This is a genomic window from Niveispirillum sp. GW835-FHT14G11, assembly GCF_058793615.1.
The window spans coordinates 12863-29337 of record NZ_JBXAFZ010000004.1; the positions used below are offsets into that span (position 1 = coordinate 12863).

Genomic DNA, 16475 nt, shown 5'->3' on the forward strand with positions numbered 1-16475 from the left:
ATGGACGCGAACTGGAAACGAAGTATCGGTGCTCGGGTGAGGGCCGCGCGGGATGCTCGGGGGATGACCCAAGAGCAGCTCGCCTCCGCCATTGACCAAGCGACCAGGACCGTCAGCTATCTGGAGACGGGGACCAAAGCACCCACCCTGCTCACGCTGATGCGAATCGCCGGCGTTCTGAACCGGCCGATGTCGTTCTTCCTGCCCGAACCATCTGCCGGCGATCCTGATCCGGATCGGTTGCGGTCGGAGACGAGATTGGTGGAAATTCTGCGGCGCCTTGCGCCTGAGGACGTGGCCCTCGTGCTTGGCCACGCCGAACTTCTCCTAAGCACTAGGGTCAGAACCAGAACAGAGCATTGAAGTTACGGCTGAAATATGATTCCAAGGCGTCGTTGATGCGTTGGAGGTCGGATTGCGAGAAATTTTCTGGCTTTCGGATGATGCTTGGTCAGCGATTGAGCCACACCTACCCCGCCATACCGTTGGTGCGCTGCGTGTTGATGACCGCCGGATCATCAGCGGGATTATTCATGTATTCAAGAGCGGCTGCCGTTGGAAGGACTGTCCGCCCGAATATGGCCCGCCGACCACGGTTTACAATCGTTTCAACCGCTGGTCTGGCCGCAAGTACTGGCACCGGATATTGCAGGCGCTGGCCGCCGGGCAATGACTTACCCAACCGGATACGCAGAGCCTAAGCGCCTCGACGAGAGGTTCTCATCTTGGAAGCACTGATTCCTCTTCACCAGATCTAGATACACCAGCGCGATATCACGCCAGTAGGCCAGGAGGAAAAGCCGGATCAGCCGGCCGAACCAACCAACACGGCATCTCGTCCCCAAATCCCTATGAACAGCGGATAGGTGAACCATAAGATTTACACTAAATAAAAGAACGCAAGAATCATTATCCCCCATAATTGATGGTGGCGCCACGTTTGCGATCGGCCGAATCATCAATCCGTGGGGGCATTAGGCATTGCATAAAACACTTGTGCCGAGCAGAACTCGACCATGTGCTGGTTCATTATCAGCGGCTTCCAGAGCAAAGTGACGTAATATCCGTCGTAAATTGTGACGAAAAATGCTAACAATTCGCGATGTCAATAAAAATAAGTTAGACAAGGATGCCATCCGATCTATAAGAATCTAAATCTGCCTTCCTATCCGGCAATTTTTTCTTGAAATTATGGGGTGATCGCGATTGGAATGGTCTCGACCGGCCCGTCAGGCCGGTCGAGACCAAACCTTTGTGGAGCGAAAATAGAAAAACGGCGACCGGATTGCCGTCCGATCGCCGTTTCCAACTTACATTCCCTCTAGGAGAACTTGCTGACTTAGCACCGGCAGATTCTCCTACATCGCGATTCTTGTCAAGCGCCGACTATGTCGGCGGATGGGAGACTCATGTCTACTAGGAAACCTCCAACTCAAATAACATCATGTCGTGTGGGCTTAGTCAGAGACGCCGCATGGGTGTTGCAGAGGTCAAACCAAAAAATCGAACGAAACACCAATGCCGATCATGTTCTAGTCGTTCGGATCGTGGATCCGGCGAGCCAGAATTACCCTGACCGCTTTCCCACCGAGCTCGCACCGGCCGTTCCTCTAATGCTTTTATATGCATCAGGGGAGATCGCTCGAAAGTTGCTGAAGAGTGTCCGCCGATGAGGACGCTCTCACATTCGATCACCGAACAGATAATCGCCCAAGATCCACTGAATCTGAACAAAGCAGAAGCTTACATTGCTAAAAGACCACCGAGCTTCCGTGAGCTGAATGGTCCCGGGTGGATGTTGATGTCTTGTACAGAATTTTTTCCGAATCCGAAGGATTCTTTCGATCCAAAGCTTCGTGTCATTTTCGGCAGATTATCTGCCGGCGGAAGGACTACAATCCAGTTCTCTACCACGGTTGGAGCGACTCCTTGGTTGTTGATTGGATCTATTTGGGCAGACGGACAACTCGAGGAATCGACTTTCGCTGGCCTGGATTACTTTGATCGGCGGCTTATAATCAATGGCGGCACCGTACGCGAACTTCTGCTGGGATCCCCGGCTCTCGCTAAGTGTGTGAACGGCAGCACAGTCAAAATCGGGAACAACATCATCCCGTACGGCGTCCACGCATTCGGCCCGGGCACTGCCTACACCCGGCTCGTCGCAGTCGAGGTGGACGGCGACCCGTATGGCCTCTTGATACCGGCTTATGCCTTAATTCAATTTTACGGCTGTCCGTCGACCGACCTTGCGCAGGCGGTTTTCGGCGGAGGGTTGACTGCCAAGGGCGGCAATTTCTTCGACCCCGGCGAGAGTCGTTGGCTGGATAAGAGGAGAGGAGTTTTCTGCGTCCGACTCCGCCGGCCTCTCTGTGATGGGGATGCGGCCGTCGTCGCGCGGTTCGCTGCTTCTGAGCCTAACGACGCGTGTCGGCGCATGTTTGCCAGAGTCCATGGATCATTGAAGTTGGCATGGCATAACGGGACACCGCCCGAGCCCAGCTTTGAATTTCCGTTTGCGGGGGGGACGCGGCTAACGGCGTTCGGCCGACGTTTTGGTGTGCAGACGCCGGATGGTCCGCGCTGCCGGTTCTTGGCGCTTCAGATATCGACATGCTCCGCGCCGTTCCCGTTTCGCGCGTTGAATATTGAAATCGAACAGACCATCAAAGGGGCGGGCGGCGGGACGCAAGAGGGTGTAGTCCCGCACAGACATGCGCAGCCTACCGACGACGCGTCGCTGACTTCATCTGAGCGACCGGACCCCTTGGCGGGTACCTGGACAGTGCGCGGAGGATCGTTGGCGAGACGGTTTTCCTATCTGGCGCGGGTGAAAATCAAGCGCAAACCAGTGGAAAGACCAGCTTTTTCTTCTCCTACTCATCGCACAGATGAAGGAGTCCCTGCTGACCGGTTTGCAACTGGCCCACTGTCTCAGGCTGGAACGGGGGTGGGCAGAGTGAAGCAGGTCGCACCACTGAACGACCCGTGCGCACCTGCCCAAGCACTGCCTGCACAGGACTTCCTGAGCGCCGGCGGAGAGACCTTCGCCCTGATCTTGGACGCGCTCAACGCCCGTAGTGTCGTGGTAAAGGCATTAGAGATCGGACAACACGTCGTCAACGTCAACGGTCACAGTTACGGCGGTATGCCCGACGGTAGGTCCTGGCACCTGCTGAAGTCGGGTCGCCGCCGGGCTTTTTTTGCGGCTGAACTCGTTTACAGGGGTCGATACGCCTATCTGTTCGATATAGAACGGGAGGAAGGCGAGACGGGAACCAGCGCCATGATGGTACTAATGCATGAACGGGGACGCCCGATCAGCGAGCAGCAGGCCGAGGATGTCCTTAATATCGCTCGGCGCAGATATTCGCTGTGGAACAACGCCTCTAAAGTATCAGCGATCCCCGTCTCCGTCAGAGACAGCTTGGGCGATCTCTCATGCTATGCCATCGCGCACAGTGCGACCACGGCGGCAGCTTATGCAGAAGCGGTGCTTTCTTCTCTAGGATGGCATGTCGGCGTTCAAGGTCAAGATGGGGTAACCTCGACTGAAGAAGGGTCGCCGGTCCAAAAGGAAGACGCAGATCCGTGAACACGTGACCGGTCGCCATCAGTGCCTTGAGATGTTCCCAGACAGTTCTCTCGGGAACTCCGTATACCGCTACGCGGCGCAGCAGAATGCCTGCCGTTATGTATGAGCCCTCCGGTTTCAGGGCCGCGTCGATAATCCGCTGGACCGGACGTTCTGCCAGAACCGTCCCGGCGGCCATGCAACTCCGCATATTCGCGACCATTTGACCGGGCAGACAGATTTCGGTCGCGATTGCGTATCGGGCACTGCGGTCCCTAGCTTCGCTGGCCGTTCTCCTGGCAGCATCCTGTATTTCGACCGCGGCTCGAAGGTCCATCCGCGAAACAACGTCAATGACGTAATCTAAGGCGCTCCAGGCACCTCCCAGTTGGCGACGAAGCAACAAGCGGATCGATCTTTCAGGGATAAGTGCCCCGTCGATCCGCTTGATTTTGTAGGTCCATTGGAGGAACTGGCAGGCGGTTTCGATCCCCGTCACGATGGAATGCCCTTGCCAAAGAGGGGAGGCGCATGGCCGATCCTTTACGGGATAAATCATTCCATTCCTCGCTTGACCAATTTCAGGACGGCAGCAGCCACTTCCAATGTTCGGATGATCAACTCCTCGTCGCCCTGCGCTGCTTCAGCCAGATTGCGGAGTGCCTTCTCAATGGCGCTGTCGGGAGAAGCCGACAGCGCCTTCTTGGCATGCTATGGGAAGTTGGCCTGGAGGTCGTTATGGTGACTAGCGAACAATCGCTCGAGCCCCTCGCGGATGCCCTTCGATGGTCGCCGACCATGCAGAAAGTTGGAATACGTGGGCTGCGCATATTTCCCAATCCGCCAAGCAAAATCCGTTTCCATCAGGCCAAGAACCCTCCGGAGGTCTTCGGCACGCGCCCGCAGGGCGTCATCCGCCTCCGGTCCATCGTTTCGAGAGCCGACATCTTTCCAGCAGCTCCCGGTTCTTCGCATTCCGTTCTCTATGGAATTGCGGAATAATTCATTCCATACATGTTGGCAATCGACGAAGGAGGACCATCATGCCGGGAGCCTCGACTCACCATCCGGAAGCCGGCACGCATGGCGCCTACCGCGCCAAGGTCCTTGAGGTGCTTAAGGCAGCATATTCAGAGCGGTTGACGGCAGCGGAGTTCGCAGCCCAGGTGTCGCAACTCCTGCCCGCAGGTGTTCACCCGAAGAGGCCGGGGATGACGCTGACCCGTCTCAAGCGTGAGAATCTCGTCGGACGGGACTGTCGCACCTGGTATTGGTTACCATCGCAGGGGGCATGATGCCGATAGTATGTTCCACCGCAAGCAGCTTGCTGGCGATCTGGGTGTACCCAATGTACGGCCTGAGCCGCTGCTGGGACGGGTCGATCCCCTGTCGACGCAAGAACGCCATGGCCGCCAGAACTTCGCCCTCGGCTGGGACGTAGGAGGCGCGACAGAGATGTCTGCGGATTGGCTCTGCCAGTGCGTAGGGCGCGTGTTTCACATCGCATAAGGCATAGGCTTCCCAGACCCCCGCCTCCGCGCACGCACCGACGAAGCGATACGGCCACCCCTCCAAGAGCCGGGCAGCAAGCGCGAGCAGCCTGTGCCTGTGCGATGGCGAGAACGCCTCCAACTCCCGCCGGGGGAACGGGAGGGTAGGATCGTCACCGCCCCATTGGTCGGCGATAACGGCGCGTAGGCGGCCGCATCGCTTGCCTGTGTAGAGCATGCGCAGGATCTGGTGGAGCAGGTCGAAGTAAAGATGGGAGCGCAGGAAGTCTGTCTCGCAGAGCGTTGTCCAACCGCGTTCAAGAGCAACGGCATTCCGCCGATGCAGGACGAGGGCCGGAAAATCGGCCGGTTGGGCTGCTGGCGCCCTGAGATCGCTGCCACATGATCCGCAAAGATGAAGTTGCTCAGACCTATAGGACATGAGCGGCGCTTGGCAATCCGGGCAGCGGTCGAGCAGCACGACGGAGTGATGTGGGCAAGCGGCGTAGAGCGCTAGCCGCCATGATCTGCGGAAGTAAGGGCGCTCGTCTTCGGCTAAGCAACGGGGACAGAATTGTGGTCCTGCCAACCGCCTCAGCCGGTGACGGGCGCCGGCATATAGCAGCCACCGCATCCGACCGTGGGCTGCCCATCCTTCGACCAGCTCACCTTGCAGGGATCTGAGTACTGTTTGTTCCGCGCTATCCTGAGCAGTCCCGGTCTTCTCGGCCATTCGGGTGATCACATGGGCCCGCTCGGTGCGGTCTATATCCAGAGCAAGCAGCCGGGGATCATTGAACTCTATCTGGCAGAAGGTGGAAGGGAGTAGACCGTTTCCCAGGGCCGTCCGCACGATCCAGGAAGACAGTATCTCGTCGGGTAGGGGCTTGGGGTGGTAAGGCCAGTACTTCCCCGAAAGCATGGCATTCACATCGGCTGTACGTCGAAAACCGGATTTCGCCGCTGGCTGAGCGACATGTAGTCGATGCGATCCAGCACCTTGCGGGTGATGTGTTCCTCGCCCCCTTCGATGGCGGCGACCGCGGCACGGCTGACGATCTTGAACATCTCGGCGATGATCCGGTCACTACGCTGGAGGATGATATGGGCCAAGTCATCGTTGTCCCAGAGGTCAGACGGGAGCTTCAGGGGCAGTAGGGCCTCGAATCCAGCCAACAAGGAGCGATAACTCTCACCATCCTGCCACAGTGGAAGCTGATGGATGTCGAAACGGTTGAGGAGTTGCACGTCGCTCTGGAGTTCGGCTTTCGCCTCGCTGGTGCCAGCGCAGACGATGCTCAGCATCAGCCGATCGTTGTTCATGAAGGCCCGCAGCGCGGCCAGAATCTTCATCTTCATGGTGAATGTAGCAAGGCCGAGATTGTGGGCTTCGTCTATCAGCAAGATGCGGGTCTGCGCAGCCTCCAGCACCTCTATAGCCTGCTTCCGCTTTTCGGCTGGCTTACTTCTAGGGTTGTAAGGGCTGAACAGAGCATTAAGAATTGCCTCGTAAAACGTCACAAGGCTGGGATCCTCCGGCATCTCGATGAAGAGCACTGGTACCACCACATGGTCGCCCTTGGGGTTGTCCGTGGCCGGGTGCCGATGGCGAAACCTCTCCAAAATGTAGGATTTCCCGTTGCCGGTCGGCGCCTCGATGATCAGACCCTCGGGCCGCTGCTGTCTGGGAATCTGCACGAGGCGCTCCATCCTGGTGAGGCCCGTCTCGGCACCGTAGTAGCTGACGTAGCGCTTCGTCTGGCAACGCGTGATCCGCTCGGCGGCGGGGAGGTCCAGCAGCGGAACGGTTGAGGGATGGAGATGGGGGTACTGTGTCATGTCCAGCCATCCACTGTCGGCTTGGGCCTGGTCCGTCGAGGGGCGTCGGTAGATGTCGGGTCGTCGTTGGCTGGGGCGGTAGCCACGGGCTTGTCCGACGCCTCGGCGGGTGGGGGCAAGGCCGCAACGGGCTTCGTAGGAGGAAGATAGATGGAAGTATGTTTCGCTTCATTGCGTCGGGCGATGGCGAGCCGGGCCTTCTTGACCTTCGCCGCTGCTTGATCGTCCTCCTGCCGTAGTTGCTCGAGCTTGCGAAAGATGAAGTTCTCATTCTCGCTGTCCCATCCCTCGGTTCGCAAGGCTGCAATGGCGCGGTCGATCTCCCATAGAGGTGCCGGGGCCGAACGTCCGGACGCCAGGGGAATAGCGTAGTATTCGAATTGTTCCGCATCCCAGACCCAGATGCGCGTGACGTCGTCAGGGTTAAAGCGGACGATGAACTTTTCCCGGGCATGGCGCATCCGCAGCCCCTTTAGGACTGGCCAGTTGTAAAACAGCCCATTGATGGTGATACCGTAATCCTGGATCGTGCGGCGCTTGGCTGGTAAGAAATCAAGCAGGAAGCGGTCGGAGTTGGTCGGAAAAGCGGGAAGTTGCCCGCGACCAGGCGCCTCGTCACTCCCGAACAGACCGAACTCCCAGAGCTTGCGAGGTGCGATCTTCAGGGTTTGGTGGTTTTCGCGGTGGTAGATGTCCGCGATCATGATGGCGATACGCCGTTCCGCCTCCTCGATCGTGTAGGCGGCATGCTTCTCCGGGTCATAATCCTCGCCCCGTTCCTCGATGTTCCGCATTGTTGCACCGGGTATGAGGCGCAGCCGTCCCATCAATGTGCCGATGAGCCGCTCCACCCGGCCTCCGAAATGCGGCGCGTGCAGTGGGCGAAAGATATGGTGGATGTTATGTTGCTCGCAGCCAAGCCTCAGACCATCACTGTCGAATTCTGCAGCGTTGTCCGTGAACAGCCAGTCAGGCTTGCCGTACATCTCCCAGCCGCTCTCGATGCCCAGCCGGCTGCAATACGTGGTCTTGGGAAACACTGCATGATGAAGGGCAAGTGCCACGGATAGTGTCGATGGCTTGGCGAGGCGAAGCCTAAATCCGACAACGCACCTGGAGAATTCGTCGACTGCCACGGTCAGGATCGGCCGCGCAACCGAGCCATGGTGTTCGGGGTCTATGACGAACAGATCCGCTACCGTGTGGTCGATCTGAATCCTCTGGAGCGGGAAGACCGGTTCCTCTCCCGGGCCTTCCACATAGCGGCCCGCTTTGCGGGCAGCGGCAGGCCCCTCCCGAGCGCGTATCACTTCACCAGGGGGGCGTTCAAGCATGCGGGCGCGGATAGTCGTCGGCGAGGGGGGCTTCAGGTTTTGGGAGCGGCAGATCACCCTTACGGCGTGAACGATTTCCTTCAAAGGCTCGCCCCTGCCTAGGTAGAGCTCATCGATTTGCGTTTCCACGATTGACGATATGGTTCGGTCGAGGCGCTTCGCCCGCTTTTTGCGCTTGCCGGCGTGCGGGATCAGGGCGATCAGTCCATACCCCCTCCGCCATTTTGAATAGAGCGCATAGAGGTGCCCGGTGCTGATACCGAGTTGCTCCGCAAACTCTGCCACGACGGGCCGGGACCGATCTTTAAGTCCGTCTAACTCGATCATGACTGCGAGCCGACGCCGTCCCTCAGCTAGGCGCATGGGATCGAGTGAGGTCAGGTCTGGAGGAATTAGAGCCGGTTCGGGTCTTTCGCCCTGCCACGGCATGAGCTCGTGTACCGATCGGGTGAACCGCGCCTTCGTTTCGGTATCCTCGACCAGAACTGTCGTTAGGGACGAGATCAGAACAATGATGCCGGGCCTGCCGCCCAGGTCCACTACCGCGTTCGGCTCTGGCTGGAACCACCCAGCCACCTCTGGGACTCGCTGGTCGTCCGCCACGGTCAGCCTCCTATCCAGATCACAAATTCCATGCCGATCGGCCGGTCGAAATCGCCTCGTATCTGGCCGTTTGCTAGCAGGCGCCAGAAGGTCTGCCAGAACAAGCCGCGGTCCCGTGGCTCTGGGTGGATGGCCTTCGTGAGTTCGCCGACTGTCCAGGCACCGTTGCGCAGTTCGGCAAGGATGACTGCTGCCTCGCCAGGGTCTGCGGGGTGATCGAGATGGGCCTCGAGCAATCGGAAGTTCTCTAAGCGAATTCCGCGGATGACCCGATCAGTCATAATCCGGAACCTATAGCCGTTCGCCTTCGCCCAGCATCGGGCGTATTGATACGGCTCCTGGTACCGCGCCCAGTTCTGGCGCAACTCATCCCGAAATTTGACTTCGTAGATCGACACCTTGTGCTCGAATCGGACTAGGAAGTCGGGCGTGTAGGATCGCTGGCGACCCCGGCTGTCCTGGAAGGTCAGGGTAAACGGCTGCTCGGTGACTTCGACCACGTCCCGCCTAAAACGGAGCAAAATAAGAAAGTCACGCTCAAGCTTGGATTCAAAGCGGACAGTTCCACCGTCAGCTCCAATATGTCGGCCGGTGTAACTTCTAGCGTTTGGACCGACTTTTCTACGTCGAACCACGGCAGACTCCTTTTACCTCCTGGGTCGATGATAGAGAAACAGAAGCAAATGGGAAGCGATACCATGGAGCAATTCTGATTAAATGCCAGCAACTTGATGTGTAAGGGAGGCCCTGGTACCTGCCATTTGGAGGCCCTTTATCTGGGGCACGAACAAAAATGATCCAGCGCCGCTGGCTTACCTACACCGGACGGCTAGGTATGGATTGTATCCAACGATGCACCGGCAGGCATCGGAAGGAGGTTGGCAATGAATCTGATTATTTTGTGAAATAAACAAACTAGTCTGATAAATTAGCGATCTAGTCTGCTATTTAGGTGATAGAAAATAACCCTTTTATGCCATTGTGAGTCAGAAAAAATGATGAACTTGACAGCGGCACCCGCGCCCGGCCGGGGGAGATCAGCCTGGCCCATCACGGCGTGCTGTTCCTGGACGAGTTGCCCGAATTCGCCCGCGGCAGCCTGGAGGCGCTGCGCCAGCCGCTGGAGACGGGCCGCGCCACGGTCAGCCGCGCCAACCATCATGTCACCTATCCGGCGCGGTTCCAGCTGGTGGCGGCGATGAATCCCTGCCGCTGTGGCCATCTGGACGATGCCGCCCTGGCCTGCGGCCGCGCGCCGAAATGCGCGTCGGACTATCAGTCGAAGATCAGCGGGCCGCTGTTCGACCGTATCGACCTGCATGTCGACGTGCCGGCGGTCAGCGCCGCCGACCTGTCGCTGCCACCCCCGCGTGAGGGCACGGCGGAAGTGGCAGCCCGGGTGGCCGATGCCCGCGACCGGCAGCGGGCCCGCTATGCCGGCCTGCTGCCCCCCGGCCACCCGCCCATTCGCACCAATGCCGAGGCCGATGGCGAGATATTGGAGAAGGTGGCAGGCCCGGACGCCCCAGGGCGGCAATTGCTGACCGAGGCGGCGGAGCGGCTGAAACTGTCGGCCCGCGGCTATCACCGCGTCCTGCGCGTGGCCCGTACCTTGGCCGATATGGAAGGGGCGGACGGCGTGCGCCGCCTGCATGTGGCCGAAGCGCTGTCCTATCGCCGGGTGGCGCCGGGGCGGTAGCGGGCTTTCCTTCTCCCGGCAAATCAGTTATGACAAGGTTGTCACAAAGACGCCAACCGGGCATCCCAATCAAGCCCGGACCTAAGTTGTTCGGGAGGATCCACGATGGCGAAGCCCCTTTCCCGGCGCGCATCCCTGGCCCTGCTGGCCGGTGCCGCCGCCTTGCCGCTCACGCCCGGTGCCCGTGCGTCCAGCCCGCCGCCCTGGCGGTCGCTGATCCCGGCGGCACCGTCTCCGGACGGGTCCATCCCCGGCTGGCGGCGGCTGGGCGGGCATGCGCCCTACCGGCTGGTGAAGGGGGAGATCATCGGGACCTCGGTGGAGAAATCCCGCAACAGTTTCCTGGTCAGCGACGAACTGTTCGATGATTTCATCCTGGAATTCCAGGTGAAGACCGATCCGCGCCTGAATTCCGGCATCATGATCCGGTCGCAATCCAGGCCGGAATACCGCGATGGCGTCGTCCATGGTTATCAGGTGGAGATCGACCATGCCGCGCGGCGCTGGACCGGCGGGATTTATGATGAGCAGCGGCGGTTATGGCTGGCCACGCCCGCGCATCGGCCGGACACCCAGGCCAGCTTCAGGTCCGGCGACTGGAACCATATTAGGGTGGAGGCCATCGGCACCCGCATCCGCACCTGGCTGAACGGAATGCCCGCCGCCAATGTCGTGGACGACATGACGCCGCGCGGGTTTTTCGGGCTGCAGGTGCATGATATCGGGCCAGATCCGGCCAATGCCGGGCTGGAGGTGCGGTTCAAGGATCTGCGGGTCATCACCGACGATCCCGGCCGCTATCGCCGCCGCCCGCTGGATGCCAGCGACGAACAGGATTTCATCGCCAACCACCTGACGCCGGAGCGCGCGGCCCTGGGTTGGCGGCTGCTGTGGGATGGCAAGGGCACGGGCGGCTGGTCCGGCCTGTCGGGCAAGGGCTGGTCCATCGCCGATGGCGCGATCATCCGCGAGCACGCGGAGGGACCCGTCGTCAGCGCCGACCGGTTCGGCGATTTCGATCTGGAACTGGACGTGCAGGCCATGGAGGGGGCGGACGGGGCCGTCGGTTACCTGGGAAGCGCGCTCTATCGTCTGGCCCAGGGGCCGCAAGGGCAGGGGGAGATGGCCAGCGGCAGCCTGGATGGCAAGGCGCCGGCCCGCAACCTGACCGATCCCAATCCGGACAAGCCCAGCATGAAGCCGGCCGGCCATTGGAACCGCGTGCGCATCCTGGTCCAGGGTGACCGGGTCGAACATTGGCTGAACGGGTCGAAGCTGGTGGCGGGCAGCCGGGCCGGCTTCGGCCTGCCGGCATCGGGGCCGGTGCTGCTGCGCCCCGGTACGGGCCGCCTGTCGTTCCGGTCCATCCGCATCCGTCCGTTGTGAGCGCCCACATGATGAACCGGCGACAGGCCCTGCTGACCGCCATCGCCCTGGTCGGCGGGGCGGCGACCGCACTTCCCGCCTGGACCTATGTGGGCACGATGGGGCCTGTCGGCCGTTTCTTCACCGCAGCGGAGATGGCGCTGCTGGCGGAATTGGCGGAGATCATGATCCCCGCTACCGACACGCCCGGCGCCGGGGCAGCCAATGTTCATGGGGTCATCGATGCGCTGATGCTGGATTGGGCATCGGCGGAAACCCGGACCCGGTTTCGCGCCATCCTGGCCGGCATCGATGCCAAGGGTCCTAGGCCGTTCCTGGCCCTGGCACCGGCGGAGCGGGTGGCTTTGCTGACCGGCATCGACATCGCCGCCTTCAACGGCCAGCGGCCGGAGGATCAGGGCTGGCGCCGGCTGAAGCAATTGATCTGGTACGCCTATTTCACCAGCCAGGGGGCCGATCCCGATTATGTGGCGGTGCCGGGGGATTATCGCGGCGACCTGTCGAAGGCCAAATACCGGCGGCTGGTGGAGGAGCGGCGCTGATGGAATGGGATGCGATCGTCGTAGGCTCTGGCATCACCGGTGGCTGGGCGGCCAAGGAACTGTGCGAGAAGGGGTTGAAGACCCTGGTGATTGAGCGCGGGCGTCCTGTCGAGCATGCGGGGCCGGAATACACCGATTTCCAGGCACCGTGGGAGATCGAGTTCCGCAATCTGGTGCCGGAAAGCTATGCCGCCAATGGCTGGCAGTATCTGAAGGACAAGGGTGACTGGATCTACAAGATGCAGCATCTGCAATTCTTCGCCGATACCAAGACCTATCCTTTCTCCCATCCCGAGGATCGGCCCTTCATCTGGACGCGGGGCTATCAGTTGGGCGGGCGGTCGCTGACCTGGTACCGGCAATCCTATCGCTGGGGGGAGGCGGATTTCACCGCCAACCAGCGCGACGGGCACGGGGTGGACTGGCCCATTCGCTATGCCGATCTGGCGCCCTGGTACGACCATGTCGAACGGTTTGCCGGCATTTCCGGGTCGATGGAGGGGCTGGAGGAACTGCCCGACGGCATCTTCCAGCCGCCCTTCGAGATGAATTGCGCGGAAAAGCAGGTCGCCCGCACCCTGAAACGCACCATGCCCGGCGTGCATATGATCATCGGCCGCACCGCCAACATGACCCAACCAACGGCGCAGCAGGAGGCGCTGGGGCGCGGCCGTTGCCAGGCGCGGTCGCATTGCACCCGCGGCTGTTCCTATGGCGCCTATTTCAGCAGCCTGTCGGCCACCCTGCCGGCCGCGCGCAACACCGGCAACCTGACCATCCTGACCAACCGCATCTGCCACAGCCTGGAGCACGACCCGGCCACGGGCCGCGTCACCGGCGTGCGGGTGATCGATGCCAACAGCATGGAGACCAGCACCCACCGGGCGCGCATCGTCTTCCTGTGCGCATCCACCATTGCGTCCGCCCATATCCTGCTGAATTCAAGGAGCGAGGCGAATCCGCGGGGGCTGGCCAACGGGTCCGATGCGCTGGGCCGGTATGTCATGGACCATGTCGGCGGGGCCGGGGCATCCGGCCGGGTGCCGGGGCTGCTGGACCGGTACGAGTTCGGCCGGCGACCCAACGACATCTATGTCCCCAATTACCGCAGCCGGGCGCAGAAGCCGGGCGACGATTTCCTGCGCGGCTTCGGCTTCCAGGGCGGGGCAGGGCGCGGCCGGCCGCTGGCGGGGGCGGGGCAGGGACCGGGAATGGGGGTGGCGGCCAAGCAGGCAGCCCTGACGCATGGTGCGTGGCACATGCACCTGACCGTCTTCGGGGAGATGCTGCCCCACCCCGACAACCGCCTCACCCTGCATCCCAACAAGAAGGACCGCTGGGGCATCCCGCTGGCGCATCTGGACTGCACGCTCCGCGCCAACGAAAAGGCCATGATCGCCCGGGCGCGGGACGAGGCGGCGGAGATCCTGCGCGCCGGCGGGTGCGAGGATGTCACCCCCTATGCCCGCTTCGACACGCCCGTGGGTGCCAAGACCCACGAGATGGGCACCGCCCGCATGGGCCGCGACCCGGCCAGCTCCGTCCTCAACGGCTGGAACCAGGCGCATGAGGTGCCCAACCTGTTCGTCACCGATGGCGCCTGCATGGCGTCGACCGGCACCCAGAACCCGTCCTTGACCTACATGGCCCTGACGGCGCGGGCGGCGAACCATGCGGTGGAGTTGCTGAAGGAAGGGCTGATCTGAGGGGGCGGTTTCGGATTGGATGAGGGTGGGGCACTGAATGGGTGGAGCGGCACAACATTGTGAAACAGGTATTTGGCGCCTGTGTCGAGACTGTCCTGCAACTATTCCCTGAACGGGGCTGAGGGCTGGACTGCCGTCGGCTTTCAATCATTCTGGTGGTGAGGGATGTTTGTGACGATGCACCGCTTTATAGAGGATCTGGGGAATTTTGCCGACTGACCGCATCTGATCAGTTCGCTGAAGCGTATCGCATACACTGCAATCTTCCAGGAGAGCCCCAATGCTCCGCGCCTTCCATTACCTGACTGTTCTGGCTGTCGCCTTACCCTTGCTGATGCAGGGTGGTGACGTTTCAGCGCAAGCGACGCATCTGGTCACCCAGCAGAACAGGCAGTTCGGACCGACGACGTTGACTGTGAAGGCTGGTGATACTGTTATTTTCCGAAATGATGATGCCATCGCCCATCATGTCGTATCGCACACACCGCAATTTCCGTTCGATCTAGACCTTCAACCACCCGGCACCGAGAATATGATGACCTTTACCAAGGCAGGCACGGTGATTGTCAGTTGCGACATCCACCCGCGCATGGAAGTCGCGATAACGGTTCAGGAATAGATCAGGGCTGGTATTCAGGTGGTAGATGCTGTCGCAGGCTGATCAGGGCTCGGCGTATCCAGCTTTTCGCTGTGCCCAGCGGTACTCCCATCCGGGCAGCCACCGCCTGGTGTTCCAGCCCATCGAAAAAGGCGAGTTCCAGGGCCCGCCGGGGATTATCGGGAAGGGATAACAAGGCGGCGCGAACGGCCGCGCCCACTTTCAAATTGCTGACGACCTGATCGACCTGCGGGCTGGCCTCATCGGCTAGGTTGGGTTGATCGTCGATATCGAGCGCAGGTGGCGGCAGCAACCTCATCATGCTGATTGCACGGTTGCGACAGACCATCAGCATCCAAGGCAGGGCCGGCCCCAGGTCGGGATCATAATATCCGGCCTTACGCCAGATCTGGAGGAACCCCTCCTGCATGGCTTCCTCGGCCTGATGCTGAACACGCAAGAGGCGGAGGCACAGCGCATAGATATGCGGTGCCGTCAGCGCATGAAGCTGGCGGAATGCATCCCGGTCTGCCTCGCGCCCAACCTTCACCAGCAAGTCACGTACTAGCGCGGCTTTGTCCAATTCCGGCGCCCCTGCCATGCTTGTGCATTCGTCCGACCATACTGATTACTGTGCGCCAGCGGCGGGCCTTGAAGGCTGCGCCAACAGGTAGGCAATGATGTCGGCGCGGACTTTGGCATCGCGCGTCAACACATTCATGCGCTGTCCCGGTATCACAGCTTGCGGGTCAGCCAACCAGCGGTCAAGATTCACGGTATCCCATATGACATTGGCATCTCGCAAAGCGGGTGAATAGGCGAAGTTTGCAACCGAGCCGGCCTTGCGCCCTACGACGCCACGATGACGCGGGCCCACGCGGTCAGCGTCGAGCATATGGCAGGCAGCGCAGCGCTGCTGATAGGCGTGTGCCCCGGCAATCGGATCGCCCTCCGCTGCCATGGCTGGATGAACCTGAAAAAGCGCAGCCGCGGCGAACAACGGGGCGACCAAAGCCAAGCAAAAAAACATCGTCGATCCATTCGATCAGGGTGAAAGAACGTCCCCGGCCGCAACAGGGGACGAACCGGAAACATCATTGGAAAGGACCCAGCAGACCGGACGGTTAGGCAGCGATGGAAAGATCCAGGTAGCGAATATAGGCAAGCATTCCGCCCTGGGTTGTCATTTCAGCATGGATGCTGCCAGAGTCAGCAACCAGAAAATCGCCGGGCCGAAGGTCGGCCCCGGCGATCCGGACATCGCCTTGGATCAGCATGCATTCCTCACGACGACCATGTGGATGGGCCGGCACGCAGCCGCCCGGTTCCACCCGCATCAGAAACGCTAATGGGTCACCATCCGGTGCCCGCAGCAACACACGACGAGACACACCGGGTCCCGCAGGTTCCCATGGGCCATCCATGACACCCACCATAGTCTGCAATCCGGGTGGCGCCGAAGGTAACCTTGCCTCTAGACGTTCCCAGCTACCATCTGGCGGCGGCACAGGTGGCAGAGTCTCTGCCAGGGTGCCGAACACCATTCCCCATCCGTTAGCCGCAGAATCCAACTCTGCCGTAACCGGCTCAGTCGCCAGAACAGCCAAGCCAGCGAGTAGTGCACGCTGTTTCTTTACGTCATCCGTCACGGGTCCGGCACCTTATCGGCATGGTAGCTCCCACCATCGTAACAATTCTCACAAT

General features: G+C 60.7%; 14 protein-coding genes and 2 pseudogenes. 9 read left to right on the forward strand and 7 right to left on the reverse strand.

Annotation, left to right across the window (positions count from 1 at the left end; genetic code table 11):
- The 4 genes and pseudogenes from AC1Q7F_RS08590 (at nucleotide 1) to AC1Q7F_RS08605 (ending at nucleotide 4576) form a co-directional block, all read left to right on the forward strand.
- Nucleotides 1–363 carry a helix-turn-helix transcriptional regulator gene (locus AC1Q7F_RS08590; protein ID WP_492505753.1) on the forward strand — a complete coding sequence of 121 codons (363 nt, stop codon included), beginning with the start codon at nucleotides 1–3 and terminating at the stop codon, nucleotides 361–363.
- A gap of 52 nt (nucleotides 364–415) precedes the next feature.
- Nucleotides 416–661 (forward strand): annotated as a pseudogene (locus AC1Q7F_RS08595) (transposase); the annotation flags it as partial.
- 1008 nt (nucleotides 662–1669) lie between these two features.
- Nucleotides 1670–3595: a hypothetical protein gene (locus AC1Q7F_RS08600; protein WP_492505755.1), complete on the forward strand. Its 1926-nt coding sequence runs from the start codon at nucleotides 1670–1672 to the stop codon at nucleotides 3593–3595.
- A 510-nt stretch (nucleotides 3596–4105) separates the two neighbouring features.
- Nucleotides 4106–4576, forward strand: a complete 471-nt coding sequence (locus AC1Q7F_RS08605; protein ID WP_492505757.1) for a hypothetical protein — start codon at nucleotides 4106–4108, stop codon at nucleotides 4574–4576.
- A 225-nt stretch (nucleotides 4577–4801) separates the two neighbouring features.
- On the opposite strand, the gene AC1Q7F_RS08610 is transcribed toward AC1Q7F_RS08605, so the two are convergent.
- Genes AC1Q7F_RS08610 through AC1Q7F_RS08625 form a run of 4 tightly spaced genes read right to left on the reverse strand, consistent with a single transcriptional unit; the run spans nucleotide 4802 to nucleotide 9340 of the window.
- Complete coding sequence (locus AC1Q7F_RS08610) at nucleotides 4802–5986, reverse strand: TniQ family protein (RefSeq protein ID WP_492505759.1); 1185 nt, start codon at nucleotides 5984–5986, stop codon at nucleotides 4802–4804.
- A 5-nt stretch (nucleotides 5987–5991) separates the two neighbouring features.
- On the reverse strand, nucleotides 5992–6903 hold the full coding sequence (locus tag AC1Q7F_RS08615; RefSeq protein ID WP_492505761.1) for a TniB family NTP-binding protein: 912 nt from the start codon (nucleotides 6901–6903) through the stop codon (nucleotides 5992–5994).
- Complete coding sequence (locus AC1Q7F_RS08620; RefSeq protein ID WP_492505763.1) at nucleotides 6900–8840, reverse strand: transposase; 1941 nt, start codon at nucleotides 8838–8840, stop codon at nucleotides 6900–6902. The genes AC1Q7F_RS08615 and AC1Q7F_RS08620 overlap by 4 nt, the downstream gene beginning before the upstream one ends.
- 2 nt (nucleotides 8841–8842) lie before the next feature.
- Nucleotides 8843–9340 carry a TnsA endonuclease N-terminal domain-containing protein gene (locus AC1Q7F_RS08625; RefSeq protein WP_492505765.1) on the reverse strand — a complete coding sequence of 166 codons (498 nt, stop codon included), beginning with the start codon at nucleotides 9338–9340 and terminating at the stop codon, nucleotides 8843–8845.
- A 503-nt stretch (nucleotides 9341–9843) separates the two neighbouring features.
- Between AC1Q7F_RS08625 and AC1Q7F_RS08630 the strand changes: the two are divergent.
- From AC1Q7F_RS08630 to AC1Q7F_RS08650, 5 genes and pseudogenes are all read left to right on the forward strand, one after another.
- Nucleotides 9844–10539: pseudogene (locus AC1Q7F_RS08630) on the forward strand (ATP-binding protein); the annotation flags it as partial.
- Between the two features lie 105 nt (nucleotides 10540–10644).
- Complete coding sequence (locus tag AC1Q7F_RS08635) at nucleotides 10645–11925, forward strand: 3-keto-disaccharide hydrolase (protein WP_492505767.1); 1281 nt, start codon at nucleotides 10645–10647, stop codon at nucleotides 11923–11925.
- 8 nt (nucleotides 11926–11933) lie between these two features.
- The gene (locus AC1Q7F_RS08640) at nucleotides 11934–12467 is read left to right on the forward strand and encodes a gluconate 2-dehydrogenase subunit 3 family protein (RefSeq protein WP_492505769.1); all 534 of its coding nucleotides are present in this window, start codon (nucleotides 11934–11936) and stop codon (nucleotides 12465–12467) included.
- Nucleotides 12467–14173, forward strand: a complete 1707-nt coding sequence (locus tag AC1Q7F_RS08645) for a GMC oxidoreductase (RefSeq protein WP_492505771.1) — start codon at nucleotides 12467–12469, stop codon at nucleotides 14171–14173. Before AC1Q7F_RS08640 ends, AC1Q7F_RS08645 begins: the two co-directional genes overlap by 1 nt.
- Nucleotides 14174–14453: 280 nt before the next feature.
- The gene (locus AC1Q7F_RS08650; RefSeq protein ID WP_492505773.1) at nucleotides 14454–14792 is read left to right on the forward strand and encodes a cupredoxin domain-containing protein; all 339 of its coding nucleotides are present in this window, start codon (nucleotides 14454–14456) and stop codon (nucleotides 14790–14792) included.
- A 1-nt stretch (nucleotide 14793) separates the two neighbouring features.
- Here AC1Q7F_RS08650 and AC1Q7F_RS08655 read toward each other — a convergent pair whose 3' ends face one another.
- From AC1Q7F_RS08655 to AC1Q7F_RS08665, 3 genes are all read right to left on the reverse strand, one after another.
- Nucleotides 14794–15354 carry an RNA polymerase sigma factor gene (locus tag AC1Q7F_RS08655; protein WP_492505775.1) on the reverse strand — a complete coding sequence of 187 codons (561 nt, stop codon included), beginning with the start codon at nucleotides 15352–15354 and terminating at the stop codon, nucleotides 14794–14796.
- A gap of 45 nt (nucleotides 15355–15399) precedes the next feature.
- Complete coding sequence (locus AC1Q7F_RS08660; RefSeq protein WP_492505776.1) at nucleotides 15400–15801, reverse strand: c-type cytochrome; 402 nt, start codon at nucleotides 15799–15801, stop codon at nucleotides 15400–15402.
- 94 nt (nucleotides 15802–15895) lie between these two features.
- Entirely contained in the window at nucleotides 15896–16315 is a 420-nt protein-coding gene (locus tag AC1Q7F_RS08665) for a cupin domain-containing protein (RefSeq protein ID WP_492505778.1), read from the reverse strand.
- Nucleotides 16316–16475 lie beyond the last annotated feature (160 nt).

What these genes read in the sequence shown, in the direction of transcription:
- AC1Q7F_RS08590 (WP_492505753.1), top strand. Translation starts at nt 1, where the DNA reads ATGGACGCGAACTGGAAACGAAGTATCGGTGCTCGGGTGAGGGCCGCG.
- AC1Q7F_RS08600 (WP_492505755.1), top strand. Translation starts at nt 1,670, where the DNA reads ATGAGGACGCTCTCACATTCGATCACCGAACAGATAATCGCCCAAGAT.
- AC1Q7F_RS08605 (WP_492505757.1), top strand. Translation starts at nt 4,106, where the DNA reads ATGGCCGATCCTTTACGGGATAAATCATTCCATTCCTCGCTTGACCAA.
- AC1Q7F_RS08610 (WP_492505759.1), bottom strand. Translation starts at nt 5,986, where the DNA reads ATGCTTTCGGGGAAGTACTGGCCTTACCACCCCAAGCCCCTACCCGAC.
- AC1Q7F_RS08615 (WP_492505761.1), bottom strand. Translation starts at nt 6,903, where the DNA reads ATGACACAGTACCCCCATCTCCATCCCTCAACCGTTCCGCTGCTGGAC.
- AC1Q7F_RS08635 (WP_492505767.1), top strand. Translation starts at nt 10,645, where the DNA reads ATGGCGAAGCCCCTTTCCCGGCGCGCATCCCTGGCCCTGCTGGCCGGT.
- AC1Q7F_RS08640 (WP_492505769.1), top strand. Translation starts at nt 11,934, where the DNA reads ATGATGAACCGGCGACAGGCCCTGCTGACCGCCATCGCCCTGGTCGGC.
- AC1Q7F_RS08645 (WP_492505771.1), top strand. Translation starts at nt 12,467, where the DNA reads ATGGAATGGGATGCGATCGTCGTAGGCTCTGGCATCACCGGTGGCTGG.
- AC1Q7F_RS08650 (WP_492505773.1), top strand. Translation starts at nt 14,454, where the DNA reads ATGCTCCGCGCCTTCCATTACCTGACTGTTCTGGCTGTCGCCTTACCC.
- AC1Q7F_RS08660 (WP_492505776.1), bottom strand. Translation starts at nt 15,801, where the DNA reads ATGTTTTTTTGCTTGGCTTTGGTCGCCCCGTTGTTCGCCGCGGCTGCG.
- AC1Q7F_RS08665 (WP_492505778.1), bottom strand. Translation starts at nt 16,315, where the DNA reads ATGGTGTTCGGCACCCTGGCAGAGACTCTGCCACCTGTGCCGCCGCCA.